This window comes from Ruegeria arenilitoris (assembly GCF_013032445.1).
GTDB lineage: Bacteria > Pseudomonadota > Alphaproteobacteria > Rhodobacterales > Rhodobacteraceae > Ruegeria > Ruegeria arenilitoris_F.
This window is the reverse complement of sequence record NZ_WQCA01000001.1, coordinates 161,628-179,610: the sequence shown is the minus strand read 5'-3', so window position 1 is coordinate 179,610 and position 17,983 is coordinate 161,628. Positions and strand designations below refer to the sequence as shown.

The window sequence follows — 17,983 nt, the reverse complement described above, 5'->3', positions numbered from 1 at the left end:
AACTCCCCTAGAGTAATTTGGGCCAGATGAAGCGGATTCCGGATTTATGCGGAACCGGAAAAGATACATTTAAACAGTGGGTTTAAATGAAGGGATGCCCCGGCTAGGCTGACCCCCGAGGAGGGATGAGCCAGGGATGGATCTGAGCCAAACAACTGCAATCGACCTGTTGAACACAATCGCCGCAGGGCGGTTGTCGGCAGTCGAGGTTATGCGGGCGACTTTGGATCGGATCGCTGCAGTCAACGGATCGGCAAACGCTATTGTTGCCTTGCGCGATCCGGATGAGCTATTGGCTGAGGCACGTGCGTTGGATGCCGGGCCGAACCAGGGACCGCTGCATGGGCTGCCGATTGCGGTCAAGGATCTGGTCAATGTTGCCGGGATCGTGTCCTCTCAGGGTTCACCGATTTTTCGGGATCATGTGCCCGAGCGGGACGATTTGATTGCCGCGCGGATGCGTGCAGCGGGGGCGATCCTGATTGGCAAGACCAATGTACCAGAATTCGGGCTGGGGTCTCATACCTACAATCCGGTCTATGGGGCCACGCGCAACCCGTATTACCCTACGCGGACAAGCGGCGGGTCGTCGGGTGGTGCGGCCGTGGCGTTGGCGACCGGGATGGTTGCCCTGGCGGACGGGTCCGACATGATGGGCAGTCTGCGCAACCCTGCCGCGTGGAACAATGTCTACGGGTTCCGGCCCAGCTGGGGGAGGGTGCCGTCCGAACCTTTGGGCGACGGGTATCTGCATCAGCTGTCTACGCTTGGCCCCATGGCGCGCAGCCCCGAGGATCTGGGTCTGTTGCTGGATGTGATCTCGGGGCCGGACCCACGGCAGCCTTATAGAGCGGCCAGCCCGACGGTGTCGCCGGTTCAGGCCGCTGATATGCGTGGCTTGCGGATAGGCTGGCTGGACGATTGGGGTGGGGCCTATCCGTTTCAGGACGGCATTCGCGAATTGTGTCGCGACGCGCTGGATGAGTTTACGCAACTTGGGGCCGAAGTTGTTCCGGTTGCAGCACCTTTTGCGGCCGACCGGATTTGGGACAGCTGGGTCACGTTGCGCGCGTGGAGCGTGGCCGCCGGTTTAGCGCCGCTGACGGGCCAGCGGACGGCTTTGAAGGATACAGCGCAATGGGAGCTGGACCGGGGGCTGGCCCTGACTGCCATGCAGGTGCATGAGGCCAGCGTTACGCGGTCAGAATGGTTCCGGTGCGCGGCCGCTCTGTTTCAGGACTATGACGCCCTGATCCTGCCGTCTGCTCAGGTCTGGCCGTTTGAGATCGAAACGCCGTACCCGACAGAGATCGCCGGGACAGCGATGGATACCTATCATCGGTGGATGGAGGTCATGGTGCCGGTCAGTCTGATCGGCCTGCCATGCCTGTCGGTTCCGGTCGGCTTCGGGACCGAGGGGTTGCCGATGGGGATGCAGGTCTTTGGCCCGATGGGATCGGACGCTCGTATTCTGTCAATCGGCGCAACTTATCATGCCGCTACCGGGTGGCCACAAAAACGACCGGCCTGATTTTCAGGGCTGGCAAGGGAGGAGAGACGCTATGGAAAAACCTTTCGGGGTACCAGACATGGGACCGGTGAACATGGAGATGCTGCGCGAAGCGCTGCGCAGGGCTTGGGTTGATTTTCGGCGCGCGCCTGTCTTCGGCTTGTTGTTCGCCGGATTCTATGTTGTGGCCGGATGGGCGATCGCTTGGGTTACGGTAACGACCGGAACCTCATATTGGTTAGTGCTCGCCGCCATCGGTTTTCCTCTGCTGGGGCCGTTCGCGGCGGTGGGAATGTATGAGGTGTCACACCGGCTGGAGCAGGGCGAACCTTTGGATTTCGGCTCGATCTTTGGTGTCGTCGTACAGCAGGGGCGGCGTCAGTTGCCTTCTATCTGCGCGATCATCGTGGTGATGTTTTTGTTCTGGTTCTTTCTAGGCCATATGATTTTTGCCCTGTTCATGGGGCTTTCGACCATGACCAATGTCTCGACCTCGATGGAGGTGTATTTTACGGCCAACGGGTTGACGATGCTGGCCGTGGGAACCGCCGTGGGCGCGGTGTTCGCGACGATCCTGTATATGATCACCGTACTTTCGATCCCAATGCTGCTGGACCGTGAGCTGGACTTCGTGACCGCTATGATCTCCAGCTTCGCCTATGTTCGTGATCATCTGGGCGTGATGCTGGTCTGGGGCGCGTTTATTGCGATCCTTACCTTCGTGGCTATGATCCCCTGGTTTCTGGGCTTGCTAATTGTGTTGCCACTGCTTGGGCATGCAAGCTGGCACCTGTACCGGCAGATCACTCAGGCATCGACCGAAAGCGCGGAGTAGTTCAACCCACGGCTTGCGGAACAGGGTGTTCCGAACGGCGTGCGGTGCGCGCTGCTGCGAGTATTGCCGAAGGGTTCTCGCCCAGATGGCGCAACAGGATCCGGCGCATCGTTGTTGCGCTGGCAGTGGTTTTCGACAGGCAGATCGCAACCCCGCGCCAGCGGTCCGAGTTTTCGTCCGATCCGCGCGTTACCAGATAAATCCGGCTGTTTTGCGATGCCCGGCTGGACATCAGGATATAGATCTGCCGCCCGGCGCAGGCGGCAATCCCCTGAACTTCGCGATCAATTGGGGTGGCTCCGGGCATTCCGGGGCGCGGCTCGTATCCGCGCACCAGAGTGCACTGCGGCAAGCGGCGTGCGTGAAACAACCTATGCCGTGATGGCCGCGTGTCATCCAATTCGGTTTCGGTGGCATAATAGAACCCGGCGGGAAACAGACTCTTGGTCAGTGTCGTCGGACCAGAGCCTAGAAAGTCGGTCAGAGCCGAGGCCGCAGGGTGCGTAGGCAGGCGGTCGATCTCGTCCAGTGGACGCAGCAGAATACGCGCATCGACCTCAAAAAAGCGGCAGATTCGGTCCAACACGTCCGGCCGGGGAAAGCTCTCACCGCCCAGATATCGGTTGAACTGCGTGCGGTTGATGCCAAGTTGCCGGCAAAGCTCGGATATCGAAGTATATTGCCGCGCAAGACGCCTGAGATTGGCGCCAAACATTTTACGCAATTCGTCCGGGTTACGGATGTCTTCGGTCATAGGCGTCCCAGGTTCTCACGACTTGTTTTCTAATACGCAATGCATTCGACCTGCAGGCCGACACTACGTAAAAAATCGTACAGATAACTAAACGGGCGCATCCCATCGCCACGTTACACCCTGAGGCTAACGTTGATTGCCATAAACGCAATAGGCTTTATTTTATTTTGCGTGATCTTTTTAGGCTTTTTTGCAACGTGAACAGTCACAGTGAGGAATTCAAAAATGGCTGGGCTTGGTAAGCCAGATTTCCCCACCCTGTTTCGATTTGATGACAGGGCGGGGAAGAATTTACTCGCCGCGAAGCAGGGCCGCGACGCCGGTGCGGGCCACTTCGACCAGTCCCAACGGGCGCATGAGGTCGGCAAAAGCGTCGATCTTGTCCGGAGCGCCGGTGATTTCAAAGATAAACGAGTTTAGCGTGCTGTCGACAACGTTGGCGCGGAAGATATCGGCAAGACGCAGGGCTTCGACCCGCTTGTCGCCGGCACCGACAACCTTGATGATGGCTAATTCGCGTTCAACGGCGGGGCCTTCGACGGTCAGGTCGTGGACCTCATGGACCGGGACGATTCGACCCAGCTGAGCTTTGATTTGCTCGATGACCTGCGGGGTGCCTGCGGTGACGATGGTGATGCGGCTGAGGTGACCAGTGTGGTCCACCTCGGCCACGGTCAGGCTCTCGATGTTGTAGCCCCGGCCCGAAAACAACCCGATCACGCGGGCCAGTACACCCGGTTCGTTTTCGACCAGAACCGCAATTGTGTGACGTTCCTGCACGTCCGAGAAGGTAGGCCGTAGGTTATAGGCCGAATGGCGGGTGGAGCCCTTGGTGATTTTGAGCGGTGTCATCAGTGATCCTCGATTACATCTTGGGGAGGGGGCGTCGCGATCGCGCGTTTGAATACCGCAAACAGGCAAACCGCAAATCCAGCAACCATGACCGGGGTAACGATCAGGCGAATTGGGCCATTGTTCATAAGCTCTGGCGACAGCGTCGCCGGGCCAATACCCAGCCACATCAAAAACAACAGGCCCACACCCCAATGGCGCTTCGAAACAACCCCCGAGCGCATTAAAAACAAGGCGGCAGGTGCCAACAATGCTGTTTCGTAGAACCAGAAATAGGCGCTGGACATGCAAATCGCCATAACCAAGGTCGCGGCCCGCAGATCAAACCCCACATTTGGGCTGCGCCAAGCAATAAACACGGCCAGTGCTGACAGACCCGTCACCACCCATTGCACATTCATTGCAATGGGTTCCGGAATCCCCAACCCCATCAGCGCGCTGTAGGTGCTTGCCATCAGCCCCTTGTCTGCGATTGCAAGCCGAAGGTCTCCATAGTGAAGCTCGATATTGGCGGTCAGGGCGGACCAGTATTCCACGCCATAAATCAATGTCCCAATACCTGCGATAACAAGAGTTGTTGCTGTGGCGGCGATGATCGTACGCCAGGCACCGCAGGCCAGCAAAGCAAAGGGGATCATAATGCCAAGTTGTGGTTTCAGCGTCAGAATGCCAATCACGATGCCGGCCAGAATTGGTTGGTTCCGCTGATGTGCTGCCAGTGCCACCAAAAGTCCGGCGGCCCAGATCAAGCTGGTTTGGCCGGACAGCAGGGACGGCAGATAGGCTGGCGCGAGCCCAAAGCTAAGCCAGACCGGCGTTATCCCCGCTGCAAATGGCCGGATCGCAATAAGTATGGCCAGAACAGACAGGCAGTTAAAAACGATCCAGGCTGGGAAATACGACAGCGCCCCCAGCGGCGACAAAAGTGCCAGGAAGCTGGGCGGGTAGAGCCAGCGCATTCCTAATTCTTCTTCAAAGCCGTGAACCGCGATCAGATTGCGTTCGTCGAAGGCATCCAGTGGCGAACCCTCAAGTGCAAGCCGGGCGGCGGCCCAGAACACGCGAAAGTCGTTTTGGGCCACGAGTTCGCCAGCGGCCGTGACTTCGAGATAGTTGCGGATGATGAAGAGCGTGCAAAATATGAGCACAAGTGCAGGCACGAGGATCCCGGCCTGCCAACTGCGCCGACCGGAAAATGCCGCCAGCCGCCGACGCACATCATCGGAACTTCCGCGGTCTTGACTCTCTGCCTGTTTCATTTTTCTCAGTAAAGCCAATTGTTTGTGTTGCAAGGTAATACTGATGAGCCAGAGCTCATTATACTAACACTGAACCTTTGGAGTCGATCACGCCCTGCGTTTCGGCCTCGCCCAGCAGCATTTCGTTATGCGCCTTGCCCGATGGGATCATGGGGAAGCAATTCTCGTGCTTTTCAACCAGGCAGTCAAAGATCACCGGACCGTCATAGTTGATCATCTCCATGATGGCGTCATCCAGATCGGCGGGGTCGGAACACAGGATGCCTTTGGCGCCAAACGCCTCGGCGAGCTTGACGAAATCAGGCAGCGCCTCGGACCAGGAATGCGAATACCGCTCACCATGCAGCAGTTCTTGCCATTGGCGGACCATGCCCAGACGTTCATTGTTCAGGATGAGCTGTTTCACGGGCAGGCGGTACTGAACTGCTGTGCCCATTTCCTGCATGTTCATCAGCCACGAGGCCTCACCCGCCACGTTGATCACCAGCGCGTCCGGATGCGCCATCTGCACGCCGATCGAGGCCGGAGTACCGTATCCCATCGTTCCCAGACCGCCCGAGGTCATCCAGCGGTTGGGGTCTTCGAATCCGAGATACTGCGCGGCCCACATCTGGTGCTGGCCGACCTCGGTGGTGATGTAGCGGTCGTGGTTTTTGGTCAGCTCTTCAAGACGTTGCAGTGCATATTGCGGTTTGATGGTCTTCTCGCTGTTGGTGTAGGCGAGACAGTTGACCTTGCGCCAGTCGCTGATCTGCGCCTGCCACTGCTTGACGGCCGCGGCATCGGTCTTGCGACCGCGTGCTTTCCAGACCTTGAGGATATCTTCGAGCACGTGGCCCACGTCCCCTACAATCGGGATATCAACGCGGATGACCTTGTTGATCGACGAAGGATCAATGTCGATATGCGCCTTTTTCGAGTTCGGCGAGAACGCGTCGATCCGTCCGGTGATCCGGTCGTCGAACCGCGCACCAATGTTGATCATCAGGTCGCAGTCGTGCATCGCAAGGTTTGCTTCATAAAGACCGTGCATACCCAACATGCCCAACCAGTTCTCACCCGATGCCGGATAAGCACCCAGACCCATCAGAGTCGAAGTGATCGGGAACCCGGTCGCATCAACCAGTTCGCGCAGCAACTGGCTGGCCGCAGGGCCAGAGTTGATGACGCCGCCGCCGGTGTAGAAGACGGGCTTTTTCGCTGTCTCTATAGCTGCGACCAGTTCGGTGATCTCCTCCAGATCGCCTTTCAGAACCGGCTGGTAATGCGAGGTCGACGGTTTAGGTGCGTTGTAGTCGCCCGAGGCAAACTGAACGTCCTTGGGAATGTCGATCAGCACCGGACCGGGGCGGCCCGAGGTGGCGACATGGAACGCTTCGTGCAGCGTGTCAGCCAGCGAATCCGTATCCTTCACCAACCAGTTATGCTTGGTGCAGGGACGGGTGATGCCAACGGTGTCGGCCTCTTGGAACGCGTCCGAGCCGATCATGAAGGTTGGAACCTGTCCGGTCAGAACGACGATCGGGATCGAATCCAGCAACGCATCCGTCAGACCGGTCACCGCATTGGTGGCTCCGGGGCCAGATGTTACCAGCGCAACGCCGGGTTTGCCGGTCGAGCGCGCATAACCTTCGGCGGCGTGGATCGCGCCCTGTTCATGCCGCACCAGAATGTGACGGATGTCGTTTTGCAGAAAGATCTCATCATAGATGGGTAGCACGGCGCCACCGGGGTATCCGAATACCGTGTCCACGCCCTGATCTTTGAGGGCCTGAACCACCATCTTTGCGCCGGTCATCTCACGTGTCATCTGCTTTGCTCCGTTCGCGACATGTGTCTTGCGTTTTGCCAAAAAAAAGCCCCCGAGATTTTCGGAGGCGCATGGGTTCGATTATGGTTTACCGTTACCGGCCCATGCGCGTGGTTCCTACGATTACGACTAGCGTTTTCATCGCCAGAGGCTCCTTTTTTGCGTGGAGGGACATTATGAGCGGTGCGACGGGGCGTCAACAGGCAATCGTACCAATTTTGTGACCCGAAGGGCCGATTTTGCGACATTTTATTGCGCAGATTGCCGCAGGTCGGGAATTTCCGCCAATTGCGCCCGATCGAAGGGCTGAGAATCTGAATTTGAACTGGTCAGTTTGCGTCAGGGCGATGTCTTAAACTGACATGAGGGCCTCTGGCGGCTGAGGCACGCTGATCCCATAGGTTACGTTCACGGAGGTGGTTGATGTTGGCGGATTTGGTGGATCTTGGTCGGTACCCCATCGATTGCCCGGGATCGCGGGCGTATGACCAGATGATTACGGATTTGCGACGGGAACTGGATGAGGACGGGTGCGCAGTTCTGCCGGGGTTTGTCCATGAGGCCGGGATTGAGGTTTTGGTTAAGGAGGCCGACACCGTCGCGCCGCAGGCGCACCGGTCCTTCAACAGGACAAACGCTTATTTCACCAAGGACGACCCGAGTTTTGGGATCGGCCACCCGATACGCCGCTTCTACGACCGATCGAACGCATTTGTTCCGGCGGATAACTTTCCCCGAACCGGCCCGCTGCGTCGCATCTATGAGTTCGAGGGCTTTATGCCATTTATACGCGACGCCCTGAACGAAACCGAGGACCGGTTCTTTAGATATGACGATCCGCTGGCCGATGTGATCATCAACGTGGTGGAAGAGGGGCAGGGGTTTCCATGGCACTTCGACACGAACAACTACACCGTTACACTGGCCATTCAGAACGGTGAGACCGGGGGCACCTTTGAATATGTCCCGAACCTTAGAACCGCCGAGGACGAGAATTTCAGGGAAGTGGCGACCATTCTGGACGGAGACATGACGCGCGTTCGTGAACTGGAGTTGCAGCCGGGCGACCTGCAGATTTTCAAGGGACGCTATGCGCTACACAGGGTGGCTCCGGTGGAGGGTACGCGCAGCCGCTATGTCGGGATCTTCTCGTTTGTCGAGGCCGAAGGGATGTGCGGCAGTGTTGAACGCACGCAGCAACTCTATGGGCGGGTTTTGCCGCATCATCATAAACGGGAAGGGCTGAGAAAGGATCAGTTGCTGGATTAAGATGTGTTAGGCTGCGGCCATATTGTTTGAAAACCGGAGGTTCTGGTGCCAGAAATTTTGCAGCTTACGCCTTTTGTTCTATGTTCTTCCTTACAAAAGCAGATTGATTTCTATTGTGACCGTCTGGGGTTTTCCTGCGGGTTCCGGCAGGACAATTACGCATTCCTGTCTTTGGGCACTGTGGCCATCCGGTTGTTGGAATGCCCGCCCCGCGATGATGGTTTGCCGTTGGGGGATGATCAATCTTTTTACATCGATGTGGATGGGATCGACGAACTGTATGAAAGCCTGGGTCCAAGGTTGGCAGACCTGCCCGAAGGTCGTGTTCGTCCGCCGTTCGACCAGCCTTACCAACAGCGCGAGTTTCATGTCATCGATGAGGATGGAACACTGGTGTTTTTTGGTCAGGACATCCGCCCGAGAGGGTAGGCTCTCCCGCCTGTTGACAAAGCGCCTGCGGCGCATCTCCGCCGGTTGGGCCGGGCAGCGCGTGCCGCGCTGCGGGTGCGCCTAGAAGCCGGGGCTGGTGCCTTGCAGCACTCCGTGTTCAAGCGCATAGCGGGTCAGACCGGCGGTAGATGAAATTCCCAGTTTGCGTTTGATGTTCTTACGGTGGGTCTCAACCGTTCTTACGGAAATATCGAGCGCGATAGCGACTTCTTTGTTCGATTTGCCCTGCGCCAGTTCCAGCAGGATCGTTTGTTCGCGACCTGTCAGCGCTTCGCGTGCGCTGTCTTTCTTGGGTTCCAGCGACCCGCTTGCCCCGGTGCACAGGTATTGCTCGCCCCGCATCACCGCGTCGATGGCCTGTTTGATCTCATCGGTTGGGACGTCTTTCAGCACATAGCCTTTGGCACCATGGCTGAGCGCGGTCGAGATATATTCAGGGCTGTCATGCATCGACAGAATTAGGATTCTGGTGTCGGGCAGGCGTTCAAGGATCAATTCGGTCGCGCTGAGGCCACCCAAGCCGGGCATGTTCAGATCCATCAGGATGACATCGGGCGTCAGATTGGCGGCCTGATCGACAGCCTCCTGACCGGTACCGAGCGTGCCGACCACCTCAATTTCATCATAGCTTTCAAGGATCGATTGAATCCCTTCGGCCACCATAGGGTGATCGTCTACGATGAGAACTCGGATTGTCATGTACCGGCCTTTCGGTTCGGAGATGAATCTTCCTGCGGCGGAAGCAGGTGACTGAGCGGCAGGCTGGCCTCGATCACAGTACCACCATGCGGGCCGCGTGATGACAGAATGCGCAGAGAGCCGTCAAGCTGTTCGATGCGTTCCTGCATATTGCGCAACCCGATCCCGGTGCTGGCCTGATCCTGTCCGTTGGGCAGGCCCCGACCGTTGTCTGTGATGCGCATGGTTGCACCTTTTTTGTGGCCTCGCAGGTCGATATTAACATGGGTTGCGCCAGAGTGGCGCTCAATGTTTGTCAGGGCCTCTTGCGCGATGCGGTAGAGGGCGATCTTGCTGTCCTGATCCAGGCGGTTGCGGAACACCACCGTCGTGAATTCGGTTTCGATCCCGGTGCGTTCGCGGAAATCGTCGGTTAGCGTTTTCAAAGCGGGGCCAAGGCCCAAATCGTCCAGAACGCCGGGGCGGAGGTCACGGCTGATACGGCGGACCTCGGCGATGGCGGTGCCGAGGTGCTCGATGCCTTTGTCCAGTGGGGCGCGGGCACTGTCGTCGTCGCCGCGATCCAGCCGTCGCCGTGTGTTGTCCAGCGCGTAGCGCACGCCCACCAGGATCTGGCTGATCCCGTCATGCAACTCGCGCGCAACACGACCACGCTCTTCCTCTTGTGCGTCGAACACCCGCTGGGTCAGTTCCTTTAGCTTGGCATCCGCCAACCGCCGTTCGCGGACATTCAGCAGCATGCCCGAGGCAAAAACGATCAGCACGGCGGCCAGAACGATACCGCCAATATACATGAAAGTGCGCTGTACACGGGCTTCGACCTCGGCGCGGGCGTTAGCAACGGTAGCCACGATGTCGTCGATGAAGACGCCAGTGCCGACGGCCCATTGCCAGTCCTGCAAACCGACGACATAGGCGATCATCTGCGCCTCTTCCCCGGTCGAGGGCTTTTGCCACATGAAACTGTGCCACCCGGCGCCTTGCCGGGCGAGGCTGATGAACTCGTCCACGACCGGCGTGCCGTCGCTGTCCGTCAGGCCTTCCCAGTTGCGGTTGATGAACTGGGTCTGGCGCGGACTGACCAGATTGTTGCCGTCATAGTCATAGACGAAAAAGAACCCGTCTTTTCCGTAGATCATGGCTGACAGGATTTGCGTCACTAGGTTCTTTGCAATCGCGTCGTCCGGGGACGCACGCCCATAGATATAGGCAAACCCGTTCCGGGCCTGCGTGACGTAGTTCTTCAATTCCTCTTTCTTGGCCTCGATCAGGCGACGTTCCAACGCTTGAATCTCACGTTCAGCTGTGGCGCGGGATTCGTGGGTGACCAGCACTGCAATCGCCGCCACCGCCACGACCAGAGGAATGGCAGCAACCAGCGACAGTTTCTGGCCGTACGTCAGTGAAATCAGGTTCCGAAATCCCCTCATGGTCGAATCGATACGCAAGAGTGCGGAAAAATGCAAAAATTTTGGACATTCTGGCGCAGATGCAGCCTGAGACGCGCTGCGCTGACGAGATTTCCAACGGAAATGACCCATTACGCTTTCAAAAACCCGCCCCTCTACGCAGTTATTGGTATTCACATTCAAAATCCGCTCATTAAGCTGGCGCTCATTGACAACGACCGCGCCCGGACCCTGTCCGGGTTTTGAATATGTAGGGGAGGAACACTCATATGGATCGTCGTTCATTTCTGAAAACATCTGCTCTGGGCGGCTCGGCAGCTGCTGCCACCACGCTGGCGGCTCCGGCTTATGCGCAGGGCAAGCGCACGCTGACCATGGTGACCTCGTGGGGTCGTGGTCTGGCCGGTGTTTTCGACAGCGCGCAGCGTTGCGCCGACAGCATCACCGCAATGTCGGATGGCAACCTGACCGTTGACATCAAGGCCGCCGGCGAACTGGTTGGCGCGTTTGAGGTTTTTGACGCCGTATCGTCGGGTCAGGCCGACATGTATCACGCGGCCGACTACTACTTTGTCGGTCAGCACCCGGGTTATGCCTTCTTCACCGCTGTGCCGTTCGGCATGACCGCTCAGGAAATGGTCAACTGGTACTACCAAGATGGCGGCATGGAGCTGCATGACGAGCTGGGCCAGATCTTTGGCCTCAAGTCGTTCCTGGCCGGTAACACTGGCGCGCAGGCGGGCGGCTGGTACTCGAAAGAGATCAACAGCCCCGACGACTTCAACGGACTGAAGTTCCGTATGCCGGGTCTGGGCGGTAAAGCTCTGGGTAAACTGGGCGCTTCGGTACAGAACATTCCGGGCTCGGAAGTGTATCAGGCGCTGTCCTCGGGCGCGATCGACGGTACAGAGTGGATCGGTCCGTGGGCCGACGAAAAGGCCGGTTTCCAGGAAATCACCAAGGTTTACTACACCGCCGGTTTCCACGAGCCGAACGCGGGTCTGTCGCTGGCAACCAACCGCGACGTGTTCGACAGCCTGACACCTGCTCAGCAGAAAATCATCGAGATTGCAGCGGGCGAAGCGCACCAGTGGAATCTAGCGCAATTCCTGGCCAACAACGGTGCCGCGCTGCAACGCCTGCAGTCGGGTGGCGTCAAGGTCATGGAATTCCCGGACAGCGTCTGGGACGCCTTCGGTGCGGCCAGCCAGGAAGTTCTGGACGAGAACATGAGCGACGAGCTTTTCAAGAAGATCCACGACAGCGCAGTGGCATCCTCGACGTCGTCGGCTGGGTGGCAGGACCTGTCATCGGGTGTCTACACCACGCAGCGTAACCGCGTACGCGGCTAATCGCAGAAACTATGCTAGACTGGTTTCCCCGCAATAGTGGGGAAACCTTTCCCGTTGCACATGCGCGGTTCGGACAAAGCCGCAAATAACAGCAGTGCAACCGATACGACCTGGGGACAACATGCAGGACGAAAACGGTATCTCGTTCTTCGGCGGCCTGTGGAACGGACTTGTGTGGTTCGTTCAGAACATTGCCGAAGCCTTCTATAATTTCGGATACGCCATCACGCATCCGCAACTCTGGCTGAACTGGTCGGACAAAGAAGCCATCATGCGCTTTGTCTACTATGGTGGATCGGTCGAGTTCTTCTTTGTGGTTTTCACCCTGTTTCTGGTGCTAACCGCCATCGGGCTGTATTACCGCAGCTTCATGTGGGGGATGGTGCGTGTCCTTGAGGGGTTCGCCAACACGACCGGGCGCTTCTTTGCCTGGGCAGGCCTGCTGATGGTGATCCAGCAAATCGTTATCGTCTTCATGCAGCGGGTGTTTGCGCGGCCGGACATGTCTTTTGGTCTGGGCATTCCGTTCAGTCAGGACATCAGCTGGTACGCGGAAGAGCTGAAGCTGTATAACGCGATGGTTGTCTGCCTGTGCTGCACCTACACCTTCGTTCAGGGCGGCCACGTACGTGTTGATCTGGTCTATGCCGGGATCAGTCACCGGGCCAAGCGCGTCGTCGATATGCTGGGATCGTTGTTGTTCATGATGCCTATCGCCGTGCTGACATGGATGTATGGCTGGTATTTCATGTGGCGGCACCTCATCGTGCCGAAACCCTCGGCCAGTGACGCGCTGGATCGGTTGGTGATGAAATCGCGCGCCCTGCGCTGGAACGTGGAAACCATCGGGTTCAGCCCCAACGGGTTCAACGCCTACTTCCTGTTCAAAATCCTGCTGATCTGCTTTGCGGCCATGGTGTTCCTGCACGCGATTGCCTTCCTGTACCGGTCGTATCTGGAATATGTGGAAGGACCGGACAGCATTGGAAAATACCTCGACAAGGACACCCTTGGTGAGGGCGAAGAAGCCTACGAAGGCGCACATTAGGGACGGAGACCCAGACTATGTTATTCGGACTTGATGGCGTCGAGATAGGCCTCATTATCGTATTCTTCTGCCTTTTCGGAGGCATCCTTTCTGGCTTCCCGGTGGCCTTTGCCATCGGTGGCGCCGGTATCATTTCCTTTGGGATCATCGCCGCTTTAGATAGTGCCGGGCTGCTGATCCATCAGGCGATTGATACCGGATCACAAGCCTATCGGGATCTGGTCAATTCAGGGGTCAAACCTGACACAGTGTCCACGTTCCGATACCCGGATTTGCCCAGGATCGCCGAGCCGGTCTTTGTGCAGGGCTGGGAAACCGCGCTGGACCGCAACGTCTCGTTCATCGTGAACCGTATCAACGAACGTGTTCTGGCCGGCCAATCCATCGAAACCCTGCTGGCCGTGCTGATGTTCGTACTGATGGGCATCACGCTGGAACGCTCCAAAATCGCGAACGATCTTTTGACCACGATGGCGCGTGTCTTTGGCCCGTTGCCGGGTGGTCTGGCTGTGTCGATTGTGGTTGTGGGGGCGTTTCTGGCGGCCTCGACCGGGATTGTGGGCGCGACAGTGGTGACCATGGGCCTGCTGGCGCTGCCGACCATGCTGCGAAACAACTATTCGCCGGAACTGGCGACTGGTGTGATCGCCGCGTCGGGTACGTTGGGGCAGATCATTCCGCCCTCGATCGTGATCGTTCTGCTTGGGACGCTGGCTGGTGATCTGTATTCTACCGCACAGGAAACCCGGGCGGTTGAGGCCGGGTGTACCGACGCGCTGACCTATCTGGGTGAACCTGCGGTGGTCTCGGTCGGCACGCTGTTTCAGGCGGCGCTGCTGCCGGGGATTATGCTGGCATTGCTCTATGCGCTGTATGCCTTTGGCTATGCGTTGCTGAACCCCGAAAAAGCTCCGGCGGTCGAGATGTCAGGCGGCAGTGGTGAGCCGATCACCCGCGCCGAAGGTCTGACCTGGCTGCTGGGTGCGCCGGTTGCGCTGATCGTGGGTGCAGTCATGCTGGGCAGTGCGGGTGTGATTGGTAGCCAGAACATTAACGTGTCCGCCTTCTCGGATATTGGTGCCGGCGCCTCGTTGCGCACCAACGTGTCTGCAGAGTGCAAAGCGTCGATGATCGAACTGCATGGTCAGTCCGCGTGGGATCAGGCCGTAGCCGAGCAAGAAGCCATCGACGCTGCCGGTGGAACTGCCGCGTCCACGCGCCTGAGTGAGGAAGAGCTGGCCGCAGCACAAGAAGCCAAGATTGCGGCGGCTGCTCCGATCGGCAATGGTGTTGCGGTGGTCGTAGTGATGCTGGGTCTGACACTGCTCATGGGGCGTGGTATCGCACCGTCGAAATCGCCACAGCCACTTATCCTTGGGACAATTGGCCTGTTGCTGATGTTGCTGGTGGATTTGGTGTTGATCGCGCCGACAACTTCGTCAGGGGCCACGTTCCTGTTGCTGGCGCTGCCGTTTGCGTTGGCCATCTATGGGGCCAAAGAGGCTGCGATACGGTGTTCGAGCAACGATCTGATCCGGGTGGTCTTCCCACCGCTGGTCCTGATCATCGCAGTGCTTGGTTCGATCCTTGGTGGGGTTACCAACCCAACACCGGCGGCGGCGCTGGGCGCGGGCGGAGCGATCATGCTGGCGGCCTATCGTAAGCTGCAGGATCAGGAACGTTCGGGCAAGGTGATCATCTGGTCGACCTTTGCCGTCATCATCTGTCTGGTGCTGGGTGTGAACTTTGACCTGCGCGTCAATCAGGGCAACGTCTCGGTTGAGACCTGGATCGCCTTTATTCTGTCCTATGCGGCGTATCTGTATGCGTTGTTCGGCCTGATTTATGCCTGCTGGGTTCTGTTCTCCAGCGGGGTTCTGACCCCGGTGGTGCGCGAGACGGCCAAGGTGACCTCGATGGTGTTTACCATCCTGATCGGCTCGCAGCTGTTGAACCTAGTAGTGATCTCGTTCGGTGGGGAACACTATATCCAGCAGTTCCTCAAGAGCTTCGACAATGAGTTCACTGTCTTCCTGATCGTGATGCTGGTGCTGTTCATTCTTGGGTTCGTGCTGGACTTCCTCGAGATCATCTACATCGTGATCCCCATCGTAGGTCCGGTGATCTATGGCGGGTCGTTCGATCCAAAATGGGTGACGATCATGGTGGCGGTGAACCTGCAGACCTCGTTCCTGACACCTCCGTTCGGCTTTGCGCTGTTCTACTTGCGAGGGGTCGCACCAAAAGAGGTCACGACCGGTCATATCTACCGCGGCATCGTACCCTTTGTGATCATTCAGGTCGTGGGGATTGCGATCTTGTGGTTCTTCCCGTCGATTGTAACCATTGTGCCGGATCTGATCCCGAACTGATATGTTGCTGTGATCCAATGGAAAAGGGGGCCGTTTGGCCCCCTTTGCTTTGGTGCTTTGGGGAAGGGTCAAGCCCCTTCTTGACCTGCGGCCAATTCAACCCCGAGATAATTTTGGCCAGATGAAGGACGGATCAGGTGAACTGGATCAAATCCCAGCGATTTCCGAACGGGTCGCGCCAGACAGCGACCGTGCCGTAGGCTTCGTGTCTTGGGTCTTCTTCAAAGTGGACTCCTTTGGCCCGCATTGCGGCGTGGTCGCGGTCGAAGTCATCTGTTTGCAGGAAGAAACCCACGCGGCCTCCGGTCTGGTTGCCCACGGCAGCGATCTGGTTCTGGCCGTCAGCCCGGGCCAGCAACAGGGATCCACTAACCGCACCCGGGGGTGTCACAAGCACCCAGCGCTTACCGTCCCCCAGATCGATGTCTTGCGTCAGCGTGAAGTTCAGTGTCCGGGTGTAGAACGCGATGGCGGCGTCGTAGTCTGGCACCACAAGGGTGACGGCAAAGAGGCTCTGGCGCATGGGGCTCAGCCCTTGGTCGGGTGACGGTCGGGCAGTTGGATGCCCGCGACCTGCTCGGCGATCGGTGCTGTCGACAGGGGGTGATGGCTGGCCTCGGCCAATGCGGCCGGATTGTCGACACGGGTCCAGTTACCCTGCATGTAGGCCTCAAGGCCAGAAAACCGTGCTTTGTAACCCATCTTTGGGCTGCCGGGCACCCAGTAACCGAGATAGACGTAAGGCAAACCAGCCTCGCGCGCGATGTCGATGTGGTCGAGGATCATGTACGTGCCCAGAGAGTTCTGAGGCTGTTCCGGATCGTAGAATGAATAGACCATGCTCAGCCCGTCATCCAGTACGTCGGTCAGGCTGACAGCAATCAATTCTCCGGTCTTGGGGTCGGCATATTCGACAACGCGGCTGCGGATTGGTGTTTCCTCAATCATCGCAGCGAATTCGAAGACGTCCATGTCCGCCATACCGCCATCGGCGTGACGGGTATCAAGATAGCGGCGGAACAGCTCATACTGCTCATCTGTAGCCCAGGGCGAGTTCGCCCGGCGCTGCAGATAGGAATTCCGCTTCGCGGCGCGTTTTTGACTTTTGCTGGGACGAAAGGCCGAGACATCTATGCGTGCGGACAGACAGGCAGCGCAATCGGTGCAAGACGGGCGGTAGAGCACGTTCTGAGACCTGCGAAACCCTTGTTGCGACAGTGAGTTGTTCAGCTGATCGGCCCCTTCACCTTGCAGGGCCGTGAACAGCTTGCGTTCCATCCTGCCCTCAAGGTAAGGGCAAGGCTGGGGGGCCGTCACATAGAACTGCGGCGCAATTGGCAGCGTGTGTCGCATGAAGTTTCCGCGTCTCCTGAGAACCGATGATAGCAACGGTTCCCCATGCCGCCAAGTGATTCAATTGGTTGATTATTATGCCCGCTGGTTGATCATCACCGTACCAAGGAACGCATCGGTTAGACCCTGGCAACGCGCGCTGGTCAGCATCATGATGACCGAGATTATCTGGACCACAAAAAACGCCATGCTGACAAAATACCCAGCGGTGTGAACCACGGCCTTGCCCATGTCCATGCGGGCACCAAAGGCGTCGCGCAGTTCGATGCCCATGAAGCGCATCCCCAGCGTTGCCGATCCGTTGCTGATCGTGACGACGCGGTAGACGAAACTGATGACGCCATAGATCAGCGGCAGAAAGAACAGTCCCGCGCCAAATGTCAGAAATACCGGCACGATGCACAGCAGCGAGATAAAGGCGATGTCAAAGAGCCATGCGACAAAGCGTTTGGTTGCCACCGATTGGTAAAACTCGGGTTGGCTGTCTGGATCGGGCAGGTGGGTCATTCAGAATATTCCACGTCGTTGAATGGGTTTACCCTGTCCCGAAAGGCGGGACAGGGCAAGGTTGGATCAGGCGCGTTCGCCGTTTTCGGCCTCATCGCGGTTTTCGCGGGCGCGTTCATCCATGAACTGGTCGAACTCTGCCTTGTCCTTTGCTTCGCGCAGGCGACGCAGGAAGGCCTCGAAGTCTTGCTGCTCACGCTCCAGCCGTGCCAGCGTATCGGACTTATAGGCGTCAAACGCGCTGTTGCCCGAGGGCTTCATGGCGCTCATGTGGCTGTGCCAGGATTTGCGACGGCTGCAGGATTTGCTGAACATGCGTTTGCTCCAGATCATATAAGCCAGAAGGGCGAGGCCGACGGGCCAGAAGAAGATGAACCCAAGGACCATAACGGCGATCCAGGCGCCTTTGCCCTTGTCGTCAAGCCAGGCTTCGATACGGTGCAGCCATCCCGGATTTTCAGGGACGGCGGGGTCGGATAGTGCAGTCATTGTTGGTCTCCGGGG

The 17,983-nt window shown here is 58.1% G+C and carries 17 protein-coding genes; 7 read left to right on the top strand and 10 right to left on the bottom strand.

The window, feature by feature from the left end:
- Positions 1 to 136 precede the first annotated feature (136 nt).
- On the top strand, positions 137 to 1,531 hold the full coding sequence (locus tag GOW98_RS00880; protein WP_170329136.1) for an amidase: 1,395 nt from the start codon (positions 137 to 139) through the stop codon (positions 1,529 to 1,531).
- A gap of 31 nt (positions 1,532 to 1,562) precedes the next feature.
- Positions 1,563 to 2,345 carry a DUF2189 domain-containing protein gene (locus GOW98_RS00875; RefSeq protein WP_170329134.1) on the top strand — a complete coding sequence of 261 codons (783 nt, stop codon included), beginning with the start codon at positions 1,563 to 1,565 and terminating at the stop codon, positions 2,343 to 2,345.
- 1 nt (position 2,346) lies between these two features.
- Here the strand turns inward: GOW98_RS00875 and GOW98_RS00870 are convergent, their stop codons facing one another.
- The 4 genes from GOW98_RS00870 to GOW98_RS00855 form a co-directional block, all read right to left on the bottom strand.
- Positions 2,347 to 3,099 carry a helix-turn-helix domain-containing protein gene (locus GOW98_RS00870; RefSeq protein WP_254437866.1) on the bottom strand — a complete coding sequence of 251 codons (753 nt, stop codon included), beginning with the start codon at positions 3,097 to 3,099 and terminating at the stop codon, positions 2,347 to 2,349.
- 291 nt (positions 3,100 to 3,390) lie between these two features.
- The gene (ilvN, locus tag GOW98_RS00865; RefSeq protein WP_170329132.1) at positions 3,391 to 3,951 is read right to left on the bottom strand and encodes an acetolactate synthase small subunit; all 561 of its coding nucleotides are present in this window, start codon (positions 3,949 to 3,951) and stop codon (positions 3,391 to 3,393) included.
- Entirely contained in the window at positions 3,951 to 5,210 is a 1,260-nt protein-coding gene (locus tag GOW98_RS00860) for a glycosyltransferase family 87 protein (RefSeq protein ID WP_170329129.1), read from the bottom strand. Before GOW98_RS00860 ends, ilvN begins: the two co-directional genes overlap by 1 nt.
- A 58-nt stretch (positions 5,211 to 5,268) precedes the next feature.
- Positions 5,269 to 7,020: an acetolactate synthase 3 large subunit gene (locus GOW98_RS00855; protein WP_170329127.1), complete on the bottom strand. Its 1,752-nt coding sequence runs from the start codon at positions 7,018 to 7,020 to the stop codon at positions 5,269 to 5,271.
- 423 nt (positions 7,021 to 7,443) lie between these two features.
- Between GOW98_RS00855 and GOW98_RS00850 the strand changes: the two genes are divergently transcribed.
- Both GOW98_RS00850 and GOW98_RS00845 read left to right on the top strand, forming a co-directional pair.
- Entirely contained in the window at positions 7,444 to 8,289 is an 846-nt protein-coding gene (locus GOW98_RS00850) for a HalD/BesD family halogenase (RefSeq protein WP_170329124.1), read from the top strand.
- 45 nt (positions 8,290 to 8,334) lie between these two features.
- Positions 8,335 to 8,718, top strand: a complete 384-nt coding sequence (locus GOW98_RS00845) for a bleomycin resistance protein (protein ID WP_170329122.1) — start codon at positions 8,335 to 8,337, stop codon at positions 8,716 to 8,718.
- An 81-nt stretch (positions 8,719 to 8,799) separates the two neighbouring features.
- Here the strand turns inward: GOW98_RS00845 and GOW98_RS00840 are convergent, their stop codons facing one another.
- Positions 8,800 to 9,438 (bottom strand): response regulator transcription factor, encoded by a 639-nt coding sequence (locus GOW98_RS00840; protein WP_170329119.1) that lies wholly within the window; start codon positions 9,436 to 9,438, stop codon positions 8,800 to 8,802.
- Entirely contained in the window at positions 9,435 to 10,868 is a 1,434-nt protein-coding gene (locus GOW98_RS00835) for a cache domain-containing protein (RefSeq protein WP_170329117.1), read from the bottom strand. Before GOW98_RS00835 ends, GOW98_RS00840 begins: the two co-directional genes overlap by 4 nt.
- A gap of 248 nt (positions 10,869 to 11,116) precedes the next feature.
- Between GOW98_RS00835 and GOW98_RS00830 the strand changes: the two genes are divergently transcribed.
- From GOW98_RS00830 to GOW98_RS00820, 3 genes are all read left to right on the top strand, one after another.
- Positions 11,117 to 12,199, top strand: coding sequence for a TRAP transporter substrate-binding protein (locus tag GOW98_RS00830; RefSeq protein ID WP_170329115.1), 1,083 nt, complete (start codon positions 11,117 to 11,119; stop codon positions 12,197 to 12,199).
- Positions 12,200 to 12,320: 121 nt separating this feature from the next.
- Positions 12,321 to 13,247, top strand: coding sequence for a TRAP transporter small permease subunit (locus tag GOW98_RS00825; protein ID WP_170329113.1), 927 nt, complete (start codon positions 12,321 to 12,323; stop codon positions 13,245 to 13,247).
- 17 nt (positions 13,248 to 13,264) lie between these two features.
- The gene (locus GOW98_RS00820; protein ID WP_170329110.1) at positions 13,265 to 15,619 is read left to right on the top strand and encodes a TRAP transporter large permease; all 2,355 of its coding nucleotides are present in this window, start codon (positions 13,265 to 13,267) and stop codon (positions 15,617 to 15,619) included.
- Between the two features lie 133 nt (positions 15,620 to 15,752).
- Here the strand turns inward: GOW98_RS00820 and GOW98_RS00815 are convergent, their stop codons facing one another.
- The 4 genes from GOW98_RS00815 to GOW98_RS00800 all read right to left on the bottom strand — a co-directional run bounded on the left by GOW98_RS00815 (position 15,753) and on the right by GOW98_RS00800 (position 17,968).
- Positions 15,753 to 16,142, bottom strand: coding sequence for a VOC family protein (locus GOW98_RS00815; protein WP_170329108.1), 390 nt, complete (start codon positions 16,140 to 16,142; stop codon positions 15,753 to 15,755).
- A gap of 5 nt (positions 16,143 to 16,147) precedes the next feature.
- Positions 16,148 to 16,972: an arginyltransferase gene (locus tag GOW98_RS00810; RefSeq protein ID WP_170329105.1), complete on the bottom strand. Its 825-nt coding sequence runs from the start codon at positions 16,970 to 16,972 to the stop codon at positions 16,148 to 16,150.
- Positions 16,973 to 17,047: 75 nt separating this feature from the next.
- Complete coding sequence (locus GOW98_RS00805) at positions 17,048 to 17,479, bottom strand: RDD family protein (RefSeq protein ID WP_170329102.1); 432 nt, start codon at positions 17,477 to 17,479, stop codon at positions 17,048 to 17,050.
- Positions 17,480 to 17,545: 66 nt separating this feature from the next.
- The gene (locus tag GOW98_RS00800; protein WP_170329100.1) at positions 17,546 to 17,968 is read right to left on the bottom strand and encodes a DUF2852 domain-containing protein; all 423 of its coding nucleotides are present in this window, start codon (positions 17,966 to 17,968) and stop codon (positions 17,546 to 17,548) included.
- Between the last annotated feature and the right edge of the window lie 15 nt (positions 17,969 to 17,983).

Bases quoted from the DNA above. Each gene is read 5' to 3' on its own strand.
- GOW98_RS00880 (WP_170329136.1), top strand. From the start codon at position 137: ATGGATCTGAGCCAAACAACTGCAATCGACCTGTTGAACACAATCGCC.
- GOW98_RS00875 (WP_170329134.1), top strand. From the start codon at position 1,563: ATGGAAAAACCTTTCGGGGTACCAGACATGGGACCGGTGAACATGGAG.
- GOW98_RS00870 (WP_254437866.1), bottom strand. From the start codon at position 3,099: ATGACCGAAGACATCCGTAACCCGGACGAATTGCGTAAAATGTTTGGC.
- ilvN (WP_170329132.1), bottom strand. From the start codon at position 3,951: ATGACACCGCTCAAAATCACCAAGGGCTCCACCCGCCATTCGGCCTAT.
- GOW98_RS00860 (WP_170329129.1), bottom strand. From the start codon at position 5,210: ATGAAACAGGCAGAGAGTCAAGACCGCGGAAGTTCCGATGATGTGCGT.
- GOW98_RS00855 (WP_170329127.1), bottom strand. From the start codon at position 7,020: ATGACACGTGAGATGACCGGCGCAAAGATGGTGGTTCAGGCCCTCAAA.
- GOW98_RS00850 (WP_170329124.1), top strand. From the start codon at position 7,444: ATGTTGGCGGATTTGGTGGATCTTGGTCGGTACCCCATCGATTGCCCG.
- GOW98_RS00840 (WP_170329119.1), bottom strand. From the start codon at position 9,438: ATGACAATCCGAGTTCTCATCGTAGACGATCACCCTATGGTGGCCGAA.
- GOW98_RS00835 (WP_170329117.1), bottom strand. From the start codon at position 10,868: ATGAGGGGATTTCGGAACCTGATTTCACTGACGTACGGCCAGAAACTG.
- GOW98_RS00830 (WP_170329115.1), top strand. From the start codon at position 11,117: ATGGATCGTCGTTCATTTCTGAAAACATCTGCTCTGGGCGGCTCGGCA.
- GOW98_RS00825 (WP_170329113.1), top strand. From the start codon at position 12,321: ATGCAGGACGAAAACGGTATCTCGTTCTTCGGCGGCCTGTGGAACGGA.
- GOW98_RS00820 (WP_170329110.1), top strand. From the start codon at position 13,265: ATGTTATTCGGACTTGATGGCGTCGAGATAGGCCTCATTATCGTATTC.
- GOW98_RS00815 (WP_170329108.1), bottom strand. From the start codon at position 16,142: ATGCGCCAGAGCCTCTTTGCCGTCACCCTTGTGGTGCCAGACTACGAC.
- GOW98_RS00810 (WP_170329105.1), bottom strand. From the start codon at position 16,972: ATGCGACACACGCTGCCAATTGCGCCGCAGTTCTATGTGACGGCCCCC.
- GOW98_RS00805 (WP_170329102.1), bottom strand. From the start codon at position 17,479: ATGACCCACCTGCCCGATCCAGACAGCCAACCCGAGTTTTACCAATCG.
- GOW98_RS00800 (WP_170329100.1), bottom strand. From the start codon at position 17,968: ATGACTGCACTATCCGACCCCGCCGTCCCTGAAAATCCGGGATGGCTG.